This window comes from Rhodococcus sp. R1101 (assembly GCF_000278445.1).
In the GTDB taxonomy this organism is placed as follows: Bacteria; Actinomycetota; Actinomycetes; order Mycobacteriales; family Mycobacteriaceae; genus Rhodococcus; species Rhodococcus gordoniae.
Genome location: NZ_AJVB01000001.1, coordinates 1 through 23,232, shown reverse-complemented (window position 1 = coordinate 23,232; position 23,232 = coordinate 1). Strand labels below are relative to the sequence as shown.

The window sequence follows — 23,232 nt, the reverse complement described above, 5'->3', positions numbered from 1 at the left end:
GCGGCGTCGGATGCACACGACGGGGGCCCGTGCACGCACTGGTGCACAGGCCCCGTCGGCAACGGCTCTACAGCGGCAGCAGGTGATGCTTCCGCGGGTTCTTGAACACTTCCTTGTCGCGAAGAAGGTTCAGCGCCTTGCGGATTTCGAGACGGGTGGTCGACGGCTCGATCACCGCGTCGACATATCCGCGCTCGGCCGCGATGTACGGCGTCGCGACATGCTCGTTGTAGAAGTTGATGAGCTGCTGGCGGACCGCCGGAGCGTTCTCGCCCGCGGCCTCGATCTGCCGGCGCCCGATCACCGCGACAGCCGATTCGGCACCCATCACGGCGATACGCGCGGTGGGCCACGCGAAGTTGATGTCGGCGCCGAGCTGCTTCGACCCCATCACCGCGTAACCGCCGCCGTAGGCCTTGCGGACCACGACCGTCACCTTCGGGACCGACGCCTCGACGTACGAGAACAGGAACCGGCCGCCCCGCTTGATGACGCCGATCTTCTCCTGCTCGACACCGGGCAGGAAGCCCGGGGTGTCGACGACGAACACGAGCGGGATGTCGTAGGCGTCGCACACGCGCACGAAGTGCGCCGCCTTGTCGGCGGCGGCCGCATCGAGCGCACCCGACAGGTACAGCGGCTGGTTCGCCACCACGCCCACCGCCCGGCCGTCGACGCGGGCGTAGCCGGTGATGATGTTCGGCGCGGTCTGCGCGCGGACCTCGAGGAAGTCGCCGTCGTCGAAGATCTTCAGCAGGATGTCGTGCATGTCGTAGCCGGAGTTGTCGGCATCGGGCATGAACGTGTCGAGTTCGAGGTCGTCGGGGGTGATCTCCGGTTCGAGACCGGGATTGACGACCGGCGGCTTCTCCTGCGCATTGGACGGCATGTAGCTCAGGTACTGCCGCACCCACTCGAAGGCGGCCTTCTCGTCGGGTGCGACGTGGTGCACGTTGCCGTACTCGGCCTGCTTGCGGGCGCCGCCGAGTTCCTCGAGGCTGACGTCCTCGCCGGTGACGGCCTTGATGACGTCGGGCCCGGTGACGAACATGTGGGCGCCTTCGGTGGCGACCACGACGTCGGTGTTGATCGGCGCGTAGACCGCACCGCCGGCGCAGTTGCCGACGATCACGGAGATCTGCGGGCACAGACCCGACAACGGCTCGTGACGCTTGCCGATCTCGCCGTACCACGCGAGCGAGGTGACGGCGTCCTGCACGCGGGCGCCACCGGAGTCGTTGATACCGACCACCGGGCAGCCGACCTTGAGCGCGAAGTCGAGGACCGCGGCGACCTTGCGACCGAACATCTCACCGACGCTGCCACCGAAGACCGTCTGGTCGTGGGAGAACACCGCGACGGGACGGCCGTCGACCGTGCCGTGCCCGACGACGACGGCGTCGCCGTACATGGCGTCGTCGCGGCCGGGCGTCTTCATCAGCGCGCCGATCTCGACGAAGCTGCCCCTGTCGAGCAGCATGTCGATGCGCTCGCGGGCGCTCGGGATGCCCTTCTTCGCGCGCTTGGCGACGGCGAGTTCGCCCGCAGGCTCCTTCGCCACCTCCAGCTTCTCGCGCAGCTCGGCCAGCTTCTGTGCCGTGGTGCTCACTTCTTCGTTCAGCTCCTCGAGGCCTCGATGTCGGCCAGCTTGCGGGTCAGGTCTTCCCCCACCTTCGAGATGTACGGCTCGTCGACGATCTGCAGGTGATCGCCGCCGACGTGTACGACCTCGAGATCTCCGACGACCTCGCCCCACCCACCGTCGGGCTGCCGGGTGCCGAAGGCCGGCTCGAGATCGATCGCGTCGTCGTGGTACTTGTCGGCCATGTACAGCACGACCTTGCCGTCGTAGGGCGCGAGATCCGCGGTCTGGATTGCGCGGTTGTCGAGCCACGACGTGCGCTGGTGCTCGATGATGCCGCCGGGGATCTGCGCTCCGCTCAACTCGAGCAGCCCCATCAGGATGCCGATCTGCTCCTCGTCGCTGCCGGCCTCGGCCAGCAGGTCGTAGGGCAGCGGCGCGTCGATCCCGTAGGTCTTCTTCGCGAACGCCGAGTAACGCTGCCAGCGCTTGCGGATCTCCTCGGGCGTGTCCTCGACCTTCTCACCGGCCATGACCGTGTCGATGAGACCGACGAGACGCACGTCCTTGCCCTTCTCACGCAGCAGACGGGCCACCGCGTAGGCGAGGACACCACCGAGCGACCAGCCGCACAGCACATACGGCCCGTCGCCCTGGATCTCCTCGACGAGCGGCAGGTACGCCTGGGCGCGGGTGTCGATCGGACCCTCGGTGCGCTCGAAACCGAACACCGGGGTGCGCGCCGGCAGGCGGCGCAGCAGCGGCTCGTACGCGACGGTCGATCCGCCCGCGGGGTGGAAGACGAAGACCGGCACGGCGTCCGATCCCTCGGCGCGGGGCCGCAGCGTGCGTACCAGACCGTCGATGCGGTCGGCGGATTCGAGGTGCTGCCGCACGGTCTCGGCGAGCTGCTCGACGGTCGACGCGGCGAGCACGTCGTCGACGGTGATCTCGCCCTCGGACCGCTCGGTCAGCCGGGCGGCGAGCCGCTCGGCGTCGGCGCGGTCGAGCTTCGGCAGCGGGTTGAAGATGCCCTTGGCCGACTTGCCGGTGATCACCGCCCAGGAGGCGAAGGTCAACCGTTCCGCGGCGTCGCGCGGCGGCACGTCGACTCCGCTCGACTCCTGCTCGGGTTCGGTCGCTGCCGTTGCCTCGGCCGTGGCTTGCGCTTCGGCCTCGGCGAGGATCTGCTCGGCCTCGCCCACCGCGGTGGTGTCCTCGACCTGCGGGAGCTCGTCCCGTTCTGCAGTGGCTGCCCGTTCGGCTGCCTTCTCGGCGGCCTGCTGCTCGGCGAGCTGCGCGACCTCCTCGCGATTCTCGACGGCGTACCGCAGGTACTTCGAGACGTCGCGCAGACTCGCGTCCTTGACCGCCGACAGCTGCAGCTGCGGGATGTCGAACTCGTACTCGACGCGGTTCTTGATGCGGACGGCCATGAGTGAGTCGAGACCCAGTTCGATGAGTGGGATCTCGGCCGGCAGGTCCTCGGGCGCGTAGCCCATGGACTCGGCGACGATCAGCGTCAGGCGGTCGTCGAGGGTCTGCGATCCGTTCGGATCCCACTTGTCGCCGAACGACTCCACGACCTCGGGCAGCTCCTCGGCCTGTGCGGCGGGCTTCGCAGCAGCCGCGACGGGTGCGGGCAGCGGCTCACCGGAGGTGACGACACCCTCGTGGACGAGCGTGAAACCGTCGCCGGTGTTCGCGTGCACCTGCAGCGACGCGCCACCCGGATGCCGGGTGAGAGTCGTGGTGAGGGTGCCGGTCGCCGGGACGCCGGTGTGCGGGATGGACGCGGTGAGCGTGACATCGGACAGCACCTGCGAGGCCGCCGCGACGAGCAGCTCGGCCGTGTCGGTGACGGCGGAGGCCTGCACCTCCCAGACGTAGCGGCCGTCGGGCAGGGCGACCCGGGCGCCGGGCGCACGGCCGTTGCCGGAGGTGCCGATGCGGGCGTCGACCCAGTACGGCTTGCGGAGGAAGGCGGTGCGCGGCAGGTCGGCGTAATCACCTTCCGGCAGCAGGGTCTTCAGGTCGACCGCCTGCCCGTGCACGTACAGCTGTGCGAGGGCGGCGAGGACGCCGAGGGACTCGTCCTCCTTGCGCTTGAGCGTCTGGATGAACTGGCCGTCCTGTACACCGGCGTCGAAGGCCGTCGCCGCGACCGACATGAGCGTCGCAGGGTTCGCGTTGAGCTCGACGAAGGTGGTGTGCCCGTCGGACAGGGCCTGCCGGATCGCCTGGGTGAAGTACACGCTGTGGCGCATGCCCTTGGTCCAGTACTCGACGTCGTGGATACCGTCGTGACCTGCGCGGTAGAGGGTCTCCTGGTCGACCGAGGAGTACAGGTCGACCTTCAGGCGGTGCGGTTCGATGCCGGCGAGTTCGGCCGCGAGCTCGCCGAGGATCGGATCGACCTGCGAGGTGTGGCTCGCGCCCTTGGTCTGCAGGACCCGGGCGAACTTCTCCTCTGCCTCGGCACGCGCGACGATCGCGTTGACCTGCTCCTGCGGGCCACCGATGACGGTGTGGGTCGGCGCCGCGTAGACGCAGACCTCGAGCTGCGGGAAGTCGGGCAGCACGTCGGTGATCTCGGCGGCGCTGTACTCGACGAGGGCCATGAGACGGATGTCGTCGCCGGTCAGGCCGGACTCGGCCTCACCCATCAGACGCGAGCGCGAGCAGATGACGCGCACGGCGTCCTCGAGCGACAGTCCGCCCGAGATGTAGGCGCCGGCGGCCTCACCCATCGAGTGACCGACGACCGCGGCGGGCTCGGCGCCGTGGTGACGCAGCAGCGCGGCGAGACCGATCTGGATCGTGAAGATGCCGACCTGCGCGGTCTCGACGTCGTAGTCCTGACCGTCGTCGAGGAACTTCTCCTTCATGGAGTAGCCCGACTCGTCGTAGATCAGCTCGTCGACTTCGTCGACGGCCGCGGCGAAGACCGGGTTCTCGAGGTACAGCTGCTTGGCCATCTTGCGGTGCTGGGCACCGAAACCGGACAGCACCCACACCGCGCCCTTGGATGCGGGAGCGTCGGCGGTGAACACGCCCTGTGCGGGCTTACCGGCGGCGACGGCACGCAGACCGGCGATGGCCTCACCGTGGTTGCTCGCCACGACGATCGCGCGGGACCGGCCGTGGTTGCGGCGCGCGAGCGTGCGGGCGACGTCGACGAGCGGCGTCGTGCTGCCCTTCTCCGTCTCGAGCCAGTCGGCGAGGTCGGCGGCCGCACGACGGCGGCGTGACGGCATCGCGGCCGAGACGGCGAGCAGCACGGGCAGCTCCCGAGCAGTCTCGGGCTTCTCCTCCGTCTGTTCCTCGAAGGCTGCCGGGATGTCCTCGGGCAGCACCTCGACCTCGGCCTCGGAGGCTTCGAGATGGGCGGGGCCGGTGTACTCGCGCACCACGACATGGGCGTTGGTGCCACCGAAACCGAATCCGGACACACCCGCGACGGCCCGGCCGGTGTAACGCGGCCACGTCGCGCCCTCGGGGATGACCTTCAGATGAGCGCTGTCGAACGGGATGTACGGGTTGGGCGCCGTGTAGTTGAGCGTCGGCGGGAGCCGGTCGTTCTGCATCGCGAGAACGACCTTGATGAGACCGGCCGCACCGGCGGCGGACTCGAGGTGACCGAAATTGGTCTTGGCCGAGCCGAGCAGGACCGGCTTGTCGTCCTCGCGGCTGCGGCCGACGACACGGCCGAGCGCGTCGGCCTCGATCGGGTCGCCGAGCACAGTGCCGGTGCCGTGCGCCTCGATGTAGTCGACACCGGACGGCAGGATCTGCGCGTCGCGGTAGGCGCGGCGGAGCACGTCGACCTGAGCTTCGGGGTTGGGGGCGGCCAGACCGTTGGAACGGCCGTCCTGGTTGACGGCCGAACCGGCGATGACGGCGAGAATGTCGTCGCCGTCGCGCTCGGCGTCCTCGAGACGCTTGAGCACGACGAGACCGCCGCCCTCGGCGCGGATCATGCCGTCGGCGTCGGCGGAGAACGCCTTGATGCGGCCGTCGGGGGCCATCACGCCGAGTTCGTCGAAGCCGAGGGTGCCGGCCGGGGCGAGCAGCATGTTGACGCCGCCGGCGAGGGCGACATCTGCTTCACCGTTGCGCAGCGCCCGCACGGCCTGGTGCACGGCGACCAGCGACGACGAGCACGCCGTGTCGAGTGTGACCGACGGGCCGTGGAAGTCGTAGAAGTACGACACGCGGTTGGCGATGACCGCGGTGGAGGTGCCGGTGAGCGCGTAGGGATGCGCTGCGGACGGGTCGCCGACCGCGAGGAGCATGTAGTCGCTCGCCGAGCTGCCGATGAACACACCGACCGAGCCGCCCTTGAGCTCGCTCGGCGGGATGTGTGCGTGCTCGAGCGCCTCCCAGGTGAGTTCCAGCGCGAGACGCTGCTGCGGGTCGACCATCTCGACCTCGCGCGGCGACATCGCGAAGAACTCGGCGTCGAAGCCCTTGACGTCGCCGAGGTAGCCGCCCTTGGTGTTGGCGTTGCGGATCGACTCCCACACCGCCGGGTCGTTCTCGAACTCCGACCAGCGGCCTTCGGGCAGATCGCTGATGCCGTCGCGTCCGGACGCCAGCAGCTCCCACATCTGTTCGGGGGTGTCGACGTTGCCCGGGAAACGGGTGGACAGGCCGACGATGGCGATGTCCTTCGAACCCGCCACCGCACCGACCGTGTACAGGGCGGAATCGTCGTCGGCGGGGGCCTCGGGCTCGCCCTCGATGATGCGCGTCGCGAGGGACGCGATCGTCGGGTGCTGGTAGGCGATCGTCGCGTTCAGCGTGACACCGAGGAGTTCCTCGATCTCACCCGCCATGGCGACGGCGTCCCGGGAGGACAGACCGAACTCCTCCATCGGACGATCGTCCGAGATCTGGGAGACCGGCTGGCCGGTCGCGTCGGCGATCCAGTTGCGCAGCCATTCGCGCAGCTGCGCGACCGTCATTTCAGTGTCAGACATCAACCCACCACGCTACCCGGGAAAGAGGACATTCGTTCTCACACGCTGTCCGGGAAGGCCTGCTGCTGGTAGCCACCACGCAGCGTTCCCTCGACATATGCGGTCTTGCACGCCCGCCGCGCGATCTTTCCGCTGGACGTACGGGGGATGGAACCGGCCGGCACGAGCAGCACGTCGCGCGCGGTGACACCGTGCCGGGACGAGATCGCTGCCCGCACCGCGTCGGCGATCGGCTGCGGATCGGCCTTGCCGGCACCGGGAGCGCGCTCGGCGACGATCACGAGCTGCTCCGACGAGTCGTCGGCGTCGAACTGCAGGCCGGAGGCGTCGTTGTCGAAGACCTCGCGCGGCAGCTGGTTGGCCGGCACCGCGAAGGCCGCCACGAAGCCGGGGCGCAGCGCGGAGCTGGCCTCCTGCGCGGAGAACTCCAGATCCTGCGGGTAGTGGTTGCGTCCGTCGACGATCACGAGGTCCTTGACGCGACCGGTGATGTAGAGCTCGCCGTCGATGTAGACGCCGTAGTCGCCGGTGCGCAGCCAGGTGCCGTCGTCCGGGGTGCCCTCGGCGTGGCTGCCCTCGGGCAGGCGCTTGGTGATGCGGTTGCGGAAGGTGTTGTCGGTTTCTTCCTTGCGGCCCCAGTAACCGATACCCATGTTCTCGCCGTGCAGCCAGATCTCGCCGACCTGCTCGTCGGGCATCTCGGTGCCGGTCTCGGCGTCGACGATCGCGGCCCACTGGCTGCGCGCGACGTAGCCGCAGGAGACCTGCGGGATGGCGTTCTCGGCGTCGGGCTCGACACGCACGATCCGGCCGGCGTTGAGGGCGGTGCGGTCGACGTGGATGACCTTCGCCTCGTCGCTGTGACGGGTGGAGGAGACGAACAGCGTGGCCTCGGCCATGCCGTAGGACGGCTTGATCGCCGTGCGGGGCAGGCCGTAGGGGCCGAATGCCTCGTTGAACTTGCGCATGGACGAGGTGGTGACGGGCTCGCTGCCGTTGATCAGGCCGATGACATTGCTGAGGTCGAGTTCTTCACCCGGCTTGGGGACCGCACGGGCCGCGGCGTGCTCGAATGCGAAGTTCGGCGCGGCGGCGAAGGTGCCGGCGCCGTCGGAGACGGCGGCGAGCTCGCGGATCCAGCGGCTCGGGCGGGCCACGAAGGCACGCGGGCTCATGATGGTGATGTACTTGCCGCCGACCGCGGGCAGGATCACGGTGAGCAGACCCATGTCGTGGAACAGCGGCAGCCAGGTGACGCCGCGCGACGACTCGTTCAGCTCGATGGAGTCGGCCATCTGGATGACGTTGGTGAGGACCGACCGGTGGGTGATCTCGACACCGGCGGGAACGCGTGTCGAACCGGAGGTGTACTGCAGGTAGGCGATGTCGTCGGTGCCGATGGGCGGCCGGTTCCAGGATTCGGCGACCGCGTCGGGAATGGCGTCGACGGCGATGACGCGGGGACGCTGCGCTGCGGGGAGCGGGCGGAAGAACTGCCGCACGCCGGCCGCGGACGAGGTGGCGGTGAGGATCGCGCTGGGGGTGCAGTCGCCCAGAACGGCGTGCAGTCGATCGGTGTGGCCGGGCTCGTCGGGATCGAAGAGCGGCACCGCGATGGTGCCGGCGTAGATCGCGGCGAAGAAGGACACGACGTAGTCGAGCCCCTGCGGAGCGAGGATCGCGACGCGGTCGCCGGGAGCGGTGACCTGCTGCAGGCGCGCGGCGATGGCTTTGATGCGCACGCCGAACTGGTCCCAGGTCAGCTCGTGTACCTCGCCGTCGCGTTCCCGCGAGTAGTCGATGTACCGGTAGGCGAGGTCGTCACCGTTTGAAGCGAAGTTCTCTTCGAGGTGATCGAGCAGGGTCTGCCCTTCCGGCAGCCTGATCCGCCCGTTCTCATCGATGAACTCTTCGAACCCGACGCTCAATTCCTTCTCCCTGTCGAAGCGATCCCACAACCACTCGACATGGTTGCGCCACTAACTTTTCCTCCGCGCCGGCGGATCGTCGTACCCACACCGCCCCCCACGGCTTCCGGCGGTCCACTCGTCGAATGTGTCCATCGACCCCAGATCACGGATATGTTACAGATCGGCATCATGCGCACCCTCGCGAAGTGCGGTCGCCGGGAGGGAACGATTCCCCGTACTTACGGGAAACCCAAAGATACGACATGGTCGTCTTCACGCACACATTCCGCGCCCGTCGAACGAGACGAGCGCACGATCCAATTGTGTGCGGCGGGTTTTCGGCGCCGGTACCGGCCGGCGGTGCAGCCCGTCGCCTTCATCTGCCCAGGAACGGCGCCCGGATACGTACGACCGACCGATACGAGAGCTCGTGACAAGGATCATTCCCCGTCGCGGGCCGTCGGTACACCCCCGGAGGGGGCCGGCCGTTCGCCGTGCCGTCGCTGGCACCATGAACCTCTTCTCCTGTGGCAGTCGTCGTGCGCCACGATCCCGGACGGCCGGGCACGCAGCCGAGGGATGAGTCTAAAGGCAGCCCGTCGACCGAGTGTACCGGGTGGTGAGATCGAACACTACTGACGAGTAATATGTGGGAAGGCTCACTCAGGGTGCAACCACCCGGGTCACCGACGGCGCCGCCGTCTCACTCTTCGGCGGGTTGCGGTGCGCCGTCGATCTTCTCGGCCGCCCAGTTCGCGATCCATTGCGTCGCGGTGGTGCCGTTCTCGTCCACCACATAGGTGTTGTACATCGCGTGGATCGGATTGTTGACGTACTCGAGCAGACGCGGACCGGCCGACATCCAGTTCGCGGGATTCAGCGCGTTCGGCGGCGCATCGCAGATGCTGTCGGTGGGCGCGCAGATCTGGACGGTGCGGTCGTCGAGCTCCCCGAAGCCCCCGGGGCGCGCGCCGGTCATGGTGATGCCCGGCAGTCGCAGGCCGTCGAGCGACAGTTCGGCCCCCACCCCGGCGACGGGCGCACCGATATCGGTACCCGAGACCCCGTCGCGGCGACCGTCGGCGACGAGCGCGACACCGAGGACCCGATCGGCGGGAACCGGGCCGTTACCGGCACCGATCTGCGCGGCGACGTCACCCACGATCACCGCGCCCTGCGAGAAACCGGTGAGCACATAGGTGGTCAGCGGGCACTCGGCCGAACGTCGCGTCAGGATGTCGATGGTCGCCGCGAAGCCCTCGCTACGGCTGTTGTTGTAGGACTGCTGGCCGTCCGGCGGAATAGCGATGGGATTCGAGAACTGCGCGACGTACGGCACCGTGTAGACGTCGGCGCGCTGGGCGTCGAAACGTTCCTGCAGCGGCCTGGTCACATTGAGCATGAGCGAGTACGGATTGGCGGCCGGAGCGTACGGATCGTCGCCCACCGCGGACTCCCACGTGCCCGGCACGGCGACGACCTGCACGTCGGGGCACGAAGCCGGCTGCGACTGCGGCTCCTCCGGCCCCGGCGGGGTGGGGATCGGCGACGGGATGTCCAACCGCCCTGCGAGCAGATACCAGAGCACCAGCACGATCGCCAGGACGAGCAGCGCCCCTACGACCACGATTCTGCGTCCGCGACGCTGCTTCGTCCTGACCATCTCGTGCTGTCCCCGCGCTTCCTGGTTCTAGTTGCAGTACGTCGCGCCGGCGACGGCGATGTAGGTGTCGGCCGTCGAGGAGGCCTGCTCCTCCGACAACTCGACACCACCGGCTGCAGCATCACTACCCACGAGTGCCGTCACGAACACCTTGATCTCGTCCGGCGACCCACCCTGCGCCTGGGCGCTGCAGATGTAGTCGGCGATGTTCACCGCGCCGGTCTCGTCGCTGGGCTCCACACCCTTTTCACGGAGGCCGTCGAGGAAAGCCTGCGCTCCGGGCGTGGAAGCGGGTGCCGCACCCGGACCGGCTCCCGTGTCGCCTTCGGCGCCGGGCGCGGCCGGGGCCGGGGACGCATCGCTCGTGTCGGCGTCGTCCGTGGTCTCCGGGGCGGCAGCGCCGGTGGACGTCGACGTCTCGGCCGCGGATGCCGAGGTCGACGTCGAGGTCTCGGTGGTGGCAGACGTCGTCGGCGTGTTCGTCGCGGTGGAGTCGTCGCTTCCGCACGCGGACAGAACGGCCGTGGCAGTCAGTGCCGCGGCGAGTGCGCCGAGGACGCGGGTCGAGCGCGAGCGGGTCCGTGCAGGCATGTGGTGGGGTCCTCACATCCGGATGTCGGTCGAACTGGGTCAGATGCGCCCCAGGCTACAGAGCGGCCCGTGCGGCCGGTAGGAGCGTCCCGCCTCCCACGGTTACACGGGCCGACCCGCTTCGCGATCGGCAGCCACACGAGCCGACCCGCTTCGCGATCGGCAGCCACACGAGCCGACCCGCTTCGCGATCGGCAGCCACACGAGCCGACCCGCTTCGCGATCGGCAGCCACACGAGCCGACCCGCTTCGCGATCGGTTACGGCTGCAGCTTCACCTCGTCGCCGTCGAGCGTGATGAAGCCGTTCTGGAAGTTCTGCTGAACACCCTTGCCGTTCTCGGCCGGGAACTCGTCGCTGATCGGCAGACCCAGGCGCCCCTCGGCGCCCTTCTCCGCGAGCCAGGCCTCGAGGATCTTGCCCCGGACCGGCCAGGCACCGGTGAGCGGGCTCCAATAGACGTGTCCGTGCTGGAACTCGTTGGCACGACCGTCGCGCCCTGCGGGGCGCTCGCTGGTCGTCGGGTAACCCAGGACACCCGTCTCGTAGCCGAGTTCGGCGTACTTGCCGAGGATCATGCCCTGCACCGCGTGGGCGCCGGTGCCCTCACTCCAGTACATGGCGCCGATCTCGAAGCCCTGGACCGCGCCCCGCCCGTCGGGCGTCGCCGCCTCGTCGAGGATCGGATAACCGAGGGGGCCGCCCTCCCAGCCCTGGTTCTTCCATTCCTCGAAGATCTTGCCGCGGACCGCGTGGGCACCGTGCTCGGGCGTCCAGTAGATCGCGCCACTCCGGAAGTGGTTGAAGCGTCCGCGCCCGTCGGGAGCGACGCGTTCCTCGGTGGTCGGGAAACCGAGCTGCCCGGCCGGACCGCCCATCCCCTGGTAGGCGCCGCCGATCGCACCCGCGACCGGCACGGTCGTGCCCTCGGACGAGAAGACGCGCCCGAAGCGGAAGTCCTGCACCGTGCCGCCTGCGACGCCGTATTCGGAAGTGAGGCAGTCGCCGAGCCAGGCGTTCGCCTTCGCGACGTCGCCGAATGCGCCGGTGGGGTTGCACTCGGGCTTGTCGACCCCGACGCCGAGGGTGTTGGCGAGCTGTGGCCACAGCTGGTGCAGTTCGAACTCCCAGTACTTCCACGTGTGGGTGCCGGACGGCCGGTACACGATCTGGGCGGGGATGCCCTGCTTCTCGAGCTTCGTCGCGAACGCCTGCGAGGTGAGGCGGGAGAGGATCTCGAGGCCCATGCCGGCGTAGTTGGTGCTGACACCGGGGATGCCCGACGGATCGTCGTACGGGCCGGTGGTGCCGCTGCCACTCGAGACGTACAGGCTCACGCCTTTGAGCTTGTCGGCGAGCAGGTAGGGATCGTGCGACTCCCAGCCCTCGGAGCCGGGCGCACCCCACATCGCCTCCGAGTCGAAACCGCCGGCGTCCTGCATCGCGTAGTGGATGGCTTCGGGCATGCCGAGGGTGGTCGTGGTGAGGATGCCGGACAGCGACGCCGCGAACTGCGCGAAGCCCGGGTTGCGGGCGGGCAGGAACATCGCGGCGGTGCCACCCATCGACAGGCCGACGACGCCCCGCTTGTCGGTGGTGCGCCAGTCGCGTTCGAGGAGCGGGGGAAGTTCCTTCGTCAGGAAGGTCTCCCACTTGTAGTTCTGCCCGTTGTTCTGGTCGACCCAGTCGGAGTAGAAGCTGGACTGGCCGCCCACCGGGAGGACGACGTTGACGTTCTTGTCGGCGAAGAAGGCCTCCGCGTCGGTCTCGAGCGTCCATCCGTTCTCGTCGTCGCGCGCCCGCATGCCGTCGAGCATGTACACCGAGGGGAACTTCGCGTCGGGTTTGCTGTTCCAGTCGCGCGCGAGCAGCAGCTGCACCTGGATCGGCGTGCCCATCGACGGCGAGTCGATCCACAGGGCGACGCGACGGTCGGTGAGCCAGTCGACGGTGCGGACGGTCGCGCCGGCGGTACTCGTCGGGCCGGACTGGGCGATGAGGGGGTCGGCGGTGGCCACCGACACGGTGGTCAGTCCCGCGGCGACCGGTGCGACGAGGGCCGCCGCGATCAGGGCGAGCGCACGGGATCTGCCGCTCCGCGCACCCGCACTGCGAGCCGCTCTCCTGGCCGGCCCTGTCCGTCGCTCACCGTGCTCGAGCTCAGTTCGCATCTGCATCGCTCACTTTCTGCGTTGCCGGATTCCTGCCGTGGTGCGGCTTCGGATGAACCGCGACGGCGGCAGTGGCAGGGCGTCCCGGCTGGGTGTGCCGACTCGGGGTACCGGAGTCCCGACTGTTGTTTCTACACCGGCGGCACCCCGAATCGAGGGTGCCGCGCTGTGACAGGTGAGAAAATTGTTGCAGAAAGTTACGACGCCGCCCACCCACCGGATCGGTGGGTGGGCGGCGTCCTTACCAGCAGTGCGGACCGGAGATCAGAACGCGTTCAGCGCCTCGAGGATCTGCGGGCGCGCCTTCCACAACTGATCCTCCCAGTACTTCCACGCGTGCGTGCCGCGCGCCGGGAAGTCGAAGGTGGCCGGGATACCGAGCGTGGCCAGCTTGAGCTGGAAGGCGCGGGTCTGGGCGAGGGACAGTGCCTCGAGAGCCATACCGTTGGCCGTGTTGTAGTAGCCGACGAAGCCCTGCGGGTTGTCGTGCTCGCCGGGCAGACCGCTGGCGGCCGAGATGTACAGCGACAGACCCTCGAGCTTCGGAGCGAAGACGAACGGGTCGTTGCGCAGCCATGCCGGGCTCCACGGCGGGCCCCACATGGAGTCGACGTTGAACCGGCCGGCGTCGAGCATCGCCACGCGGATGGCCTCACGCATGCCGGGAGCCGACAGGTTGAGGTAGCCGGACAGCGACGACGCGAACTTGAACTGGTCGCGGTGGTAGGCGGCCAGCGTCAGAGCGGCGGAACCGCCCATCGACAGGCCGAGGATGCCGTTGTTGTTGCGCGACACGCCACGGGTGGCGAGATAGTCGGGCAGCTGCTGGGTCAGGAAGGTCTCCCACTTGTAGGTGACATCCTGGCCGTTCAGGTTGGACGGCGCGTACCAGTCGGTGTAGAAGCTCGACTGTCCGCCGACCGGCATGATCAGGCTGACGTTGTCGTTGGAGAACTGCTGCAGGGCGTTCGTCTCCAACGTCCAGGCGTTCACGTCGTCCCGAGCGCGCAGGCCGTCGAGCATGTAGAGAGCCGCGTCGCCACCGCGCGCAGCCCACTGGATCTGAACCTTGATCGGACCCATGTCGGAGTCGACGAAGACCTCTTCGAAGCCCCCTGCAGGCGCGCGGTGGGACACCGGAGCTCCCTGCGCCGGCGCGGCGACCGCGGCGGTGGTTCCGACGAGGCCGGCAGCCACGGGGAGGACCAGAGCTGCGGCGGCGGTACCGAGCAGTCGCCGGCGAAGGCCCTGCCTCAACCTCGGGACAAAACGCATGAACAATGCTCTCTTTCTCGTCTGCGGCGTCCGCGTTCGCGTCCCCCGGATTCCGGCGAAGACGGCCGCGGAAGGCCGCCCCAAGTCACACTGCGGTCAAAACTGTAAAGGACCGCGTGATCTCTGACAAACCTCGGTTTCAACAGCTCTTGGGCACCTCTTGACTCGTAGGTCAAGGCGACGCTGCCGGAAAGTAACTCATCCGTGATGCGCCGTGATCCTATCGAGACAACAGGTGAGGGTCCAAGTCGATCTCGGTTCCGTCCGTCACCCCCGCGGCGGCGGCATCGGCAGGTCACAGCGCTGGAGCTCGTACTCCGGCACCCGTTCGATCCGGTACGAGGCGTACTCGACGGCGTTGCGCAGGTTCCGTTTGAACAGCTGCCACGTCAGTTCGGCGCTCGACGAGTCGATCATCTCACGGGTCTCGGGACACGTCAGCGCGGTTTTCGCCATCGCCACCCAGTCCTCGTCGAGATAGCCGGGCAACCACGGATGGACGTCGACCATGCCCGAATCGGCGACCACCCAGTCGGGGAACAGGATCTTGTCGTGCCCGATCCGCCCGTCCTCGAGACGCTCGGTGTGCGCGGCGAGCGGGTAGGCCAGACCCATCTGGTCGACGACCCGCACGTCCAGCCCCGTGTTCATGCTGGTCATGCCCAGGTTCAGAAAGAAAACCGTGTGCCCGGCCCCGCCCGGCGGGATGGGCTCGGGCGGCGGCACCACGTCCCACGCATCGTAGGACGGGGTGGGCAGCAGCAGACCGCCGTTCGGGGTGTTCGAGATGGCCTCGACCATGGCCCGCATACGCGGGTAATCGAGATAGTCCTCGGCCCGGATGGGGTGCCGATGCCCGGTGTTGAGGGCGTAGAAGGCGCGCTCGTCGACGATGCCGGACCGGCCCACTACGGCACCCTCGGTCATGCCGGTGGTGTTGGCCGCCGCGGCCGTCCACACGACGGTGCCGAGCCACAGCACGGCCAGCACGCCCGCGACCTGCGTCGGCCGGTTGTTGCCGATCTCCGCCCGGTCCGGGATCCGCAGAGGGACGACCGCCACGGGCAGGAGCAGGCAGAACAGCGGCGGCAGGAGGACGCGGCCGTGCATGAAGTCGCCGCCCACGCGAAGCGAGTACAGCGCGAGCACCACACCGGACCCGAGGAAGAGCACGACGACGGCGGTCGGGGTGCGCAGCAGATTCTGGACCCGCAAGATCGTGGCCCGCACGTCGCGCGGATCGGGCCGTGCGGCACCGGCGGTGAGGCCGGCGGCGTCACGGCCGGTGGCGTCGCGGCTGGTGAGGAGGACGAGCGCGGCGAGAAGCACGAGGAACAGCAGTGGCAGCCACAGCAGATACGGCGAGACGAGGTTGCCGAGATATTCGGCGCCCTGCGACCACTTCGCGCCGCCGGCGTCCTTGGCTACCGCGGTGTTCGGATAGGGCAGCCCGTAGTAGCCCATGCGCCAGATCTGGTAACCGACCGGAATCGCCCCGGCCACCGCGACCATCGCGATCCGGATGCGCAGGTCGAGTCCGGGTGCGAGGAACAACACCGCGAGGACGAGCACGGCGACGAGCGCGAGTTCGGGCCGCACGAGCGGGCCGAGCCCGGCGACGAAGGCGGTGGCGAGGATCTGCGCGGTGCCCGGCAGCCTTCCATTGCCCCCCGGTGCGGGGGTCGCCCACCTGGCCATGAGCAGCCACAGCAGAGCCAGCCAGCAGATCACCAGGCAGGATTCGAGGCCCGAGGTCGCGAAGTCGCGGGCCGGGGGCACCGCGATGTAGACGAGGACACCGGCGGGCAGGAGCAGCACGGTTCCCGAGGCCGCCCGCAGCCGCCACCGGTACAGGCGCGCCGCGCCGACCATCGCGAGGACGATCGCACTCGTCGACAGCACCAGAGCGATCGCGAGCACCACGTATTCGAGGCGGATCCCGGTGAGCCATCCACCCGCGTAGACGATGTACGTCCACGCCGTGGAGGTGTTGGCCTCCACGCGCTCCCCCGCGTTGAACACCGGTCCGTTGCCGGCGAGGAGGTTGCGCACGGTCCGCAGAACGATGAGCCCGTCGTCGGCGATCCAGCGCCGCTCCCATGCTCCCCAGAACATCAGGAGCGCGGAGACGATCACGCCCGCGGCGAACACACCGCCGGCGAAGCGGTCATGCCGAACGGGCCGGACCGTACGGGACGGTCCGGCCTCGCTGTCGTGGACGTCGCGCACGACGTCAGAAGAGGTAGACAGCACCGCCGACCACCAGGATCCACACCACCGCGAGCAACTGCAGCACCCGGTCCTGCAGCGCGATCTCCTCGGGTTCGCCGGCTTCACCCCCGTCGACGTCGACCGCGTACCGCAGGATGGCGACGACGAACGGGATCATCGAGATGGCGTACCAGTTGGACCCGGCGACATTGTCCTGCTCGAATGCCCACAGGCCGTAGCAGAGCACCACGGCGGTCGCGGCCACGGTCCACACGAACCGCAGGTAGGTCTCGGTGTAGTACTCGAGCGACTTGCGGATCTTCGCACCGGTCCGGGTTGCGAGGCGCAACTCGGCGTAGCGCTTGCCCGCCGCCATGAACAGTGAGCCGAACGCCATGATCAGCAGGAACCACTGCGACAGCGGGATCTCGGCGGCCACACCACCGGCGATGGCCCGGATCAGGAAGCCCGACGAGACGATGCAGATGTCCAGTACGGCCTGGTGCTTGAGTCCGAAGCAGTACGCGAGCTGGATGCCGATGTAGACCGCCATGACGGCGGCGAGCTGCCAGTTCGCGAGGAACGACAGTGCGATCGAGCCGACGAGCAGCACCACCGCCAGGATGTAGGCCAGTCGCACCGGAAGCACACCGGCCGCGATGGGCCGGAACCGCTTGGTGGGATGCGCGCGGTCTGCCTCGACGTCCATCGCGTCGTTGACGAGGTAGATGCCGGAGGCGGCCATGCAGAAGACGACGAAGGCGAGAGCGACGGGCAACAGCACGTCGACCTGGGTGACCGAACCGGCCGCCATCGGCGCCGCGAGCACCAGGACGTTCTTCACCCACTGCCGGGGGCGGACCGCCTTGACGATCCCGGCACCCAGACTCTTGGGCGCCTCCTTGACGGGTGCCGGTTCCTCGCTCATCGATCTCCCCACTTCGTCTCGGCCCGCGCCACGACGGCCGCGGATGCCGCACCCAGCGCGGCCCCCGCCAGTACATCCGTCGGATAGTGCACGCCCAGCACCAGGCGGGACAGCATCATGGGCGGCACGAGCACCGCGGGAAAGGGTAGCCCGGTGGCGCGGGCGAGCAGCACCGCCGCCGCAGTCGTGGACGTCACATGCGACGAGGGGAAGCTCAGCCGACTCGGCGTCGACACGTTGACCTGCACCGTCGGGTCCACCGGTCGCGGACGGCGCACGACCCGCTTGATCACGACGGACGCCGCGTGGGCACCGAACGCGCCGACCGCCACGCTCGCCCACTTCCGGCGACGGGGACGGTCGACGAGGGCACCGGCGGCGCCGATCGCGATCCAGCCGAGGGCGTGCTCACCGAAGTGCGACATGCCGCGGGCGATCGTCGTCGCTGCGGGTACGGCACCGGCGGTGGCCTGGACGGTCTGCAGCACCCGCACCTCGGTGTCGGTGCTCTTCCAGTGACGTGCAGCCGCAGTGCCGGGGTCAGTTGCCGATTCCGAAGACACGCTCCCACTCCTCCTTGCTGGTCAGGGCGGGAACCGCGTCCCGGTACCGCTTCTTCATCTCGGGGAACCGGCGCGCGAGTTCGCGTCGCAGCCTGAGCGCCTCGGTGAGCAGGGCCTGGGCCTGAGCACGGTCGCGCTTACGGTAGACGACACCCCGACCGTCCGCCGTGGTGACCGTCACGCCGTCGACCTGCGAGAGCAGGAACCACCGCGCGTCGATGGTGGGCACGTTCAGCTGCGGCCGCTCGTGGTGCTCGCGGTTCTCGGGGCGCACGTTGTGCAGCACACCCTTCGCGAGACGCCTGACCTTCGCGACCGCACCCTCGGGCAGTCCGACGGCCCCGACCTCGGCGCCGGATGCCATCGGCAGTTCGGTCGACGACGGCAGCACCACGGCGTCGGGGAAGTTCTTCCGGAGCGCGTGCACCTCGCCGAGGGCACGCGGCAGCAGGTCGAACAGGTTCTCCGGACCGGCGAGGAAGTCCTCGATGGCCTTGTTCTGGATCGCGACCGTCGAGTACTCGAGACACACGAGGTGCTTGATCGTGGCCTTGATCGTGTCGAGCACCATCGGCTTGGCGTCGCCGTGCTGGTGCAGCGCGGCCACGACGAGCCGGTTGCGCAGATGGAAGTACGCCTGCCAGTCGATGGCGTCGTCCTTGTCGCTCCACGCCATGTGCCAGATCGCGGCGCCGGGCATCGTCACCGTGGGGTAGCCGGCCTCCCGTGCCCGCAGGCCGTACTCGGCGTCGTCCCATTTGATGAACAGCGGCAGGGGCTGGCCGATCTCCTCCGCGACGACACGCGGGATCATGCACATCCACCAGCCGTTGAAGTCGACGTCGATGCGTCGGTGCAGGAGCTTCGAGTTCTCCCGGTCGCGCAGCGGCTTGGTGGAGAAGTCGTGGTCGTACTCGACGTTCGGCGCGGCACCCCACATGAAGTTCGAGCGGTGGATGACCTCGCCCATGGTGTGCAGGTGGCTGCGTTCCTGGAGGTTGAGCATCTGCCCGCCGACGAGCATGGGCTTCTTCGCGAATCGCGACAGGGCGAGCGCGCGCAGGATCGAGTCGGGTTCGATCTCGATGTCGTCGTCCATGAACAGGATGTACGGGCTGGAAGTGGTCTTCAGCGCCTCGTACATGATGCGGCTGTAGCCGCCGGAGCCACCGAGGTTGCCCTGGTCGTGGATGACGAGACGGTCGCCGAAGGGTTCGGCGGCCTCCGCGAAGTCGGCCTCGTCGCGCACCTTGCGGGTGCCCTGGTCGGGGATGATGACGGCGTCGACGACGTCCATCACCAGCGGGTCGGACGCGAGCGCACGCAGCGCCTTCACGCAGTCGGCAGGGCGGTTGAAGGTCGGGATGCCCACTGCGACCGAGGCGTGTCCGGGCGCCTCGACAGGTGCGTACCAGCCGGCGGCGTGCAGCGTGACGTCGCTGTCGGTGGTGACGTCGAACCACAGCCAGCCACCGTCCTCGAACGGCCCCAGGTCGGCGTCGATCTCGACGACCGTGTCGGACCCGCGGAACTCGCGGCCGGTGACGTGGATGCGGCTCGAGTCGGCCTTGCTGCGGTACAGGTCGACGCGGCCGTGGCCGGTGAGTTCGAGTCGCAGCACCACCGAGCCGAGCGTGCTCCAGCGACGCCAGTAGCTCGCCGGGAAGGCGTTGAAGTAGGTGCACAGCGACACCTCGGACTCGGCGCCGATCGCCAGCGTCGTCCGGCTAGTCGCGTGGGCGCGACGCGCGTTGGTGGGTGACTCCTCGAGGTAGAGCGTGCGCACGTCGAGGGGCTCGCCCGGGCGCGGCAGGATGATGCGCTGCAGCAGCGACCGGCCGAGCAGTTCGTCCTCGGTGGCGGGGGCACTCGCCGCCTCGTGCTTCGCGACGGCCGCGTGCTTGGCGGCGCTCACGAGGCGTCCCCGGCGATGGGCGCTCCCGAGTCGAAATGCGGGGCGAGGACGTTGTCGAACATCGACAGCGCGCTCGCGATCGCCATGTGCATGTCGAGGTACTGGTAGGTGCCGAGCCGGCCACCGAAGAGCACCTTGTTGTCCGCGGCTTCCTTCTTCGCGAGGGAGCGATAGGCGTTGAGTTTCTCGCGGTCCTCGGGGGTGTTGATCGGGTAGTACGGCTCGTCGTCGTTCTCGGCGAAACGCGAGTACTCACGCATGATGACCGTCTTGTCGGTCGGGTAGGTGTCGCGCTCGGGGTGGAAGTGCCGGAACTCGTGGATGCGGGTGTAGGGCACGTCGGCGTCGTTGTAGTTCATGACCGGGGTGCCCTGGAAGTCGCCGGTGGGCAGCACCTCGGTCTCGAAGTCGAGGGTGCGCCATCCGAGCCGGCCCTCGGAGTAGTCGAAGTAGCGGTCGAGCGGGCCGGTGTAGACGACGGGGGCTTCCGGGCTCGCGGCACGGACCTCGTCGCGCACCTCGAACCAGTCGGTGTCGAGCCGGACCTCGATCCGCTCGTTCTCCGCCATGTTCTCGAGCCACGCCGTGTACCCGTCGACCGGCAGGCCCTCGTAGGTGTCGTTGAAGTAGCGGTTGTCGAAGGTGTAGCGGACGGGCAGCCGGGTGATGTTGCCGGCGGGCAGTTCCTTCGGGTCGGTCTGCCACTGCTTCGCCGTGTAGTCGCGGACGAACGCCTCGTACAGCGGGCGGCCGATCAGGGAGATCGCCTTCTCCTCGAGGTTCTTCGCGTCGGCGGTGTCGATCTCGGCGGCCTGCTCCTTGATGAGGGCGCGTGCTTCCTCGGGGCTGAAGTACCGGCCGAAGAACTGCGCCACGAGCCCGAGGCCCATCGGGAACTGGTAGGCCTGGCCCTTGTGCATCGCGAAGACGCGGTGCTGGTAGTTCGTGAACTCGGTGAACCGGTTCACGTAGTCCCACACCCGCTTGTTGGAGGTGTGGAAAAGGTGGGCACCGTACTTGTGGATCTCGATACCGGTTTCCGGCTCGGGCTCGGAGTACGCGTTGCCACCGAGATGGTGGCGACGCTCGATCACGAGCACTCGCTTGCCGAGCTGCGTGGCCGCGCGCTCGGCGATCGTCAGTCCGAAGAATCCGGAGCCGACGACGATCAGGTCGTACTCACCGGTGGAGGGCTGGGGCGCTGATGCAGCAGTCACGGGAGACCAGGGTATGCGACTCCCGCGTGGGGGTGCCCTCTCGGTCCATCGGGGCCGAGAGGGCGATCACACCTACACGTACAGCCGGAGTGCGTCACGGACGAATTCGGCACCCTCCCGGCCGCCGTAGTTCGCTGCGAAACGCTCGTCCTCGACGTACATGTCGGCGAGACCGAGCACGTACTCCCGTGAACTCCCCTCGGGCGTGCCGTATCCCGGGGTGCCCGGGATCGACGACAGCCAGGCGACGTGCCGCCGGGCGAGGTCCTGTGCCTCGGGGCCCGCCGGGTCGAGTCCGGCCCCGGCCGCCGCGATCCAGTCGTGGTTCAGCTGCTCGACCTGTTTCGTCCAGTCGCCTCGCGCCTCGCCGTCCATGCCCCGCCACCAGCGGTCGCCGGCGTCGTAGGCGTCCTTGCCCCACCTTTCGACCACTTCGTCCCGGTACTGCGTGTGGTCGAACCCGTCGAACACTTCGTCTGCCACGAGTTCCTCCCCTCTCTCCGTCTTCGCCAGGGTGGTGCGAACCGCCTCGATTCGGCGGTCCAGCTGCCGGCGCTCGTGTTCGAGCAGGTCGAGATGCGTGCGCAGCGCGGTGGTCGTGTCGTCGTGCCCGGCGAGCACGTCGCGCACGACGGGCAGTCCCAGCCCGAGATCGCGCAGCAGCAGGATGCGCTGGAGTCGCACGAGGGCGTCCTCGTCGTAGAACCGCATGCCGTTGCGACCGGTCCGGCACGGCGGCAACACCCCGACCTCGCCGTAGTGACGCAGGGTGCGGCTGGTGACGCCCGCAGCTCGGGCCAGTTCCTGGATGGACCATTCGCGTGGCACGTGCTCACCTCTTCCTTCCGGCTGCGACCAGCGTGCATCGTGACGTTGCGTCAATGTCAACCCTCGTGCACCGCAACGGTGAGACGACCGGCCGGCCGCCCTTCTCGGGCGACCGGCCGGTCGTCGGTAGGTGCCGTGACGGGTTACTCGGCGCTACCCGTGGCGGGGAACCAGTCCTTCAGGAAGCTCGCATCGATCACCTGGGCGCCGAGATCCGGGGTCCACACGATCGCGCCACCGGTGAAGACCCGGAACTTGCCGATCTCGTCGGGCAGCATCAGTTCGGGGCCGATGGGCGAGCCGAGCACGCTGTCGACGCCGCCGAGGTCCAGATAGGCCTGCTCGATGGGCGAGGTGCCGCTGCCGCTGCCGAAGGGATCGGTGCCGACCTCCGGGCCGGGTTCGGGCGCCGGAGTGATCTCCGGAGCGTCCTCGTCGATACCTTCCTTCACGGTGAACCAGTCGGAACGCAGTCCCAGCTTGGTCCGCGCCTCGGCGCCGGTCGTCTCGATGGTGCGGTCGGAGCCGATCACCCGAACCCGGGTCACGCGGCCGCCCTCCGCGCCGAGATTGTTCCGGGAGAGCACCTCGAAGGCCTGCAGGTCGCCGACGCCGAACTTGCTGCCGATCTCGGCCGCGGTGAAGGTCTTGGCCCATTCACGGTTCGGGGCGACCTTGTCGCCCTCGTCCTCGACGGGCGGGAAGGCGCCGCCGGCGGAGTAGCCACCGGTGGAGGCGGAGAACTCGCTGCGCACGACCTCACCGTCCTTCATCAGGACGGTTCCGCGTGTGGTGCGCACACCGTCGTCGGTGCGCGGATCCTCGACACCCGAGCCGCCGTAGACCTGGCAGTCGGTGGTGTCGCAGGTCTGCCACTTCTCGTGACGCTTCTCGGCGAGTGCGTAGGACCGCGCGGCGATGGCCTGCGCCCGCAGGGCCTCGGCGCCGCCGGTGTCCGCCCAGCCGGGCAGGGCCTCGGCGGGAACCACGCTGCGCAGATAATCCTCGACCGAGAGGCGGTTGACGGTGCGCGGGGCGGTGCCGTCGAGCACCACACCGAGCGCGCCGCGGTAGGTCTTGTCGTCCGAGCACATCGTGAGGTGCTCGTTCGCGGGCCGGTCCTCGGCGAGGTCGATCGGGTCGACCCACGGCAGGTCGGTGGCGGCCTGCCACAGTACTTCGCCGCTGCACCCCGCGGTGACGACGACGTTCGCGCCGCCGTCCGGGGTGGGCGTCAGGTGGGCGGCCTCACCGGGCGCGAGCTGCTTTCCGGCGACGATCATTCCGGTGTCGGAATAGACGTCGAGGGTGTGGTCGTCGCGGCCGACGAGGCGCACCGCGATCATCGGATCGTCGACCGTGCCGAGCTCGGTGCCGCCGTAGTAGTGGGCGATGAT

Annotated in this window: 14 protein-coding genes; all 14 read right to left on the bottom strand. The window is 68.7% G+C overall.

The window, feature by feature from the left end:
* Positions 1 to 67 precede the first annotated feature (67 nt).
* Positions 68 to 1,609, bottom strand: coding sequence for an acyl-CoA carboxylase subunit beta (locus R1101_RS0100070; protein ID WP_016931449.1), 1,542 nt, complete (start codon positions 1,607 to 1,609; stop codon positions 68 to 70).
* A gap of 8 nt (positions 1,610 to 1,617) precedes the next feature.
* Positions 1,618 to 6,549 (bottom strand): polyketide synthase Pks13, encoded by a 4,932-nt coding sequence (gene pks13, locus R1101_RS0100065; protein ID WP_016931448.1) that lies wholly within the window; start codon positions 6,547 to 6,549, stop codon positions 1,618 to 1,620.
* A gap of 53 nt (positions 6,550 to 6,602) precedes the next feature.
* Positions 6,603 to 8,492, bottom strand: a complete 1,890-nt coding sequence (fadD32, locus tag R1101_RS0100060) for a long-chain-fatty-acid--AMP ligase FadD32 (RefSeq protein WP_016931447.1) — start codon at positions 8,490 to 8,492, stop codon at positions 6,603 to 6,605.
* 685 nt (positions 8,493 to 9,177) lie between these two features.
* The gene (locus R1101_RS0100055) at positions 9,178 to 10,137 is read right to left on the bottom strand and encodes a cutinase family protein (protein WP_026002715.1); all 960 of its coding nucleotides are present in this window, start codon (positions 10,135 to 10,137) and stop codon (positions 9,178 to 9,180) included.
* 27 nt (positions 10,138 to 10,164) lie between these two features.
* Positions 10,165 to 10,728 carry a DUF732 domain-containing protein gene (locus R1101_RS0100050; RefSeq protein ID WP_016931445.1) on the bottom strand — a complete coding sequence of 188 codons (564 nt, stop codon included), beginning with the start codon at positions 10,726 to 10,728 and terminating at the stop codon, positions 10,165 to 10,167.
* A gap of 259 nt (positions 10,729 to 10,987) precedes the next feature.
* Positions 10,988 to 12,904 (bottom strand): alpha/beta hydrolase-fold protein, encoded by a 1,917-nt coding sequence (locus R1101_RS0100045; RefSeq protein ID WP_016931444.1) that lies wholly within the window; start codon positions 12,902 to 12,904, stop codon positions 10,988 to 10,990.
* Positions 12,905 to 13,162: 258 nt separating this feature from the next.
* A complete protein-coding gene (locus R1101_RS0100040; protein WP_026002714.1) occupies positions 13,163 to 14,173 on the bottom strand; it encodes an alpha/beta hydrolase in 1,011 nt (336 codons plus the stop codon).
* A 267-nt stretch (positions 14,174 to 14,440) separates the two neighbouring features.
* Positions 14,441 to 16,402 (bottom strand): flagellar motor control protein ZomB, encoded by a 1,962-nt coding sequence (gene zomB / locus R1101_RS0100035; protein WP_016931442.1) that lies wholly within the window; start codon positions 16,400 to 16,402, stop codon positions 14,441 to 14,443.
* A 4-nt stretch (positions 16,403 to 16,406) separates the two neighbouring features.
* Positions 16,407 to 17,312 carry a decaprenyl-phosphate phosphoribosyltransferase gene (locus R1101_RS0100030; RefSeq protein WP_016931441.1) on the bottom strand — a complete coding sequence of 302 codons (906 nt, stop codon included), beginning with the start codon at positions 17,310 to 17,312 and terminating at the stop codon, positions 16,407 to 16,409.
* Positions 17,309 to 17,806 (bottom strand): phosphatase PAP2 family protein, encoded by a 498-nt coding sequence (locus R1101_RS0100025; RefSeq protein WP_016931440.1) that lies wholly within the window; start codon positions 17,804 to 17,806, stop codon positions 17,309 to 17,311. Before R1101_RS0100025 ends, R1101_RS0100030 begins: the two co-directional genes overlap by 4 nt.
* Positions 17,807 to 17,852: 46 nt before the next feature.
* Positions 17,853 to 19,790, bottom strand: a complete 1,938-nt coding sequence (locus tag R1101_RS0100020; protein ID WP_016931439.1) for a glycosyltransferase — start codon at positions 19,788 to 19,790, stop codon at positions 17,853 to 17,855.
* The gene (glf, locus tag R1101_RS0100015; protein ID WP_016931438.1) at positions 19,787 to 21,007 is read right to left on the bottom strand and encodes a UDP-galactopyranose mutase; all 1,221 of its coding nucleotides are present in this window, start codon (positions 21,005 to 21,007) and stop codon (positions 19,787 to 19,789) included. The genes R1101_RS0100020 and glf overlap by 4 nt, the downstream gene beginning before the upstream one ends.
* A gap of 72 nt (positions 21,008 to 21,079) precedes the next feature.
* Complete coding sequence (locus R1101_RS0100010; protein ID WP_016931437.1) at positions 21,080 to 21,835, bottom strand: MerR family transcriptional regulator; 756 nt, start codon at positions 21,833 to 21,835, stop codon at positions 21,080 to 21,082.
* A 143-nt stretch (positions 21,836 to 21,978) separates the two neighbouring features.
* Positions 21,979 to 23,232, bottom strand: a 1,254-nt coding sequence (locus R1101_RS0100005; protein ID WP_016931436.1) for a SpoIID/LytB domain-containing protein, incomplete at its 5' end; no start/stop codon positions are given.

Excerpts from the sequence above, each read along its gene's own strand:
- R1101_RS0100050 (WP_016931445.1), bottom strand. The coding sequence starts at position 10,728 with ATGCCTGCACGGACCCGCTCGCGCTCGACCCGCGTCCTCGGCGCACTC.
- pks13 (WP_016931448.1), bottom strand. The coding sequence starts at position 6,549 with ATGACGGTCGCGCAGCTGCGCGAATGGCTGCGCAACTGGATCGCCGAC.
- R1101_RS0100045 (WP_016931444.1), bottom strand. The coding sequence starts at position 12,904 with ATGCAGATGCGAACTGAGCTCGAGCACGGTGAGCGACGGACAGGGCCG.
- R1101_RS0100040 (WP_026002714.1), bottom strand. The coding sequence starts at position 14,173 with ATGCGTTTTGTCCCGAGGTTGAGGCAGGGCCTTCGCCGGCGACTGCTC.
- R1101_RS0100030 (WP_016931441.1), bottom strand. The coding sequence starts at position 17,312 with ATGAGCGAGGAACCGGCACCCGTCAAGGAGGCGCCCAAGAGTCTGGGT.
- R1101_RS0100055 (WP_026002715.1), bottom strand. The coding sequence starts at position 10,137 with ATGGTCAGGACGAAGCAGCGTCGCGGACGCAGAATCGTGGTCGTAGGG.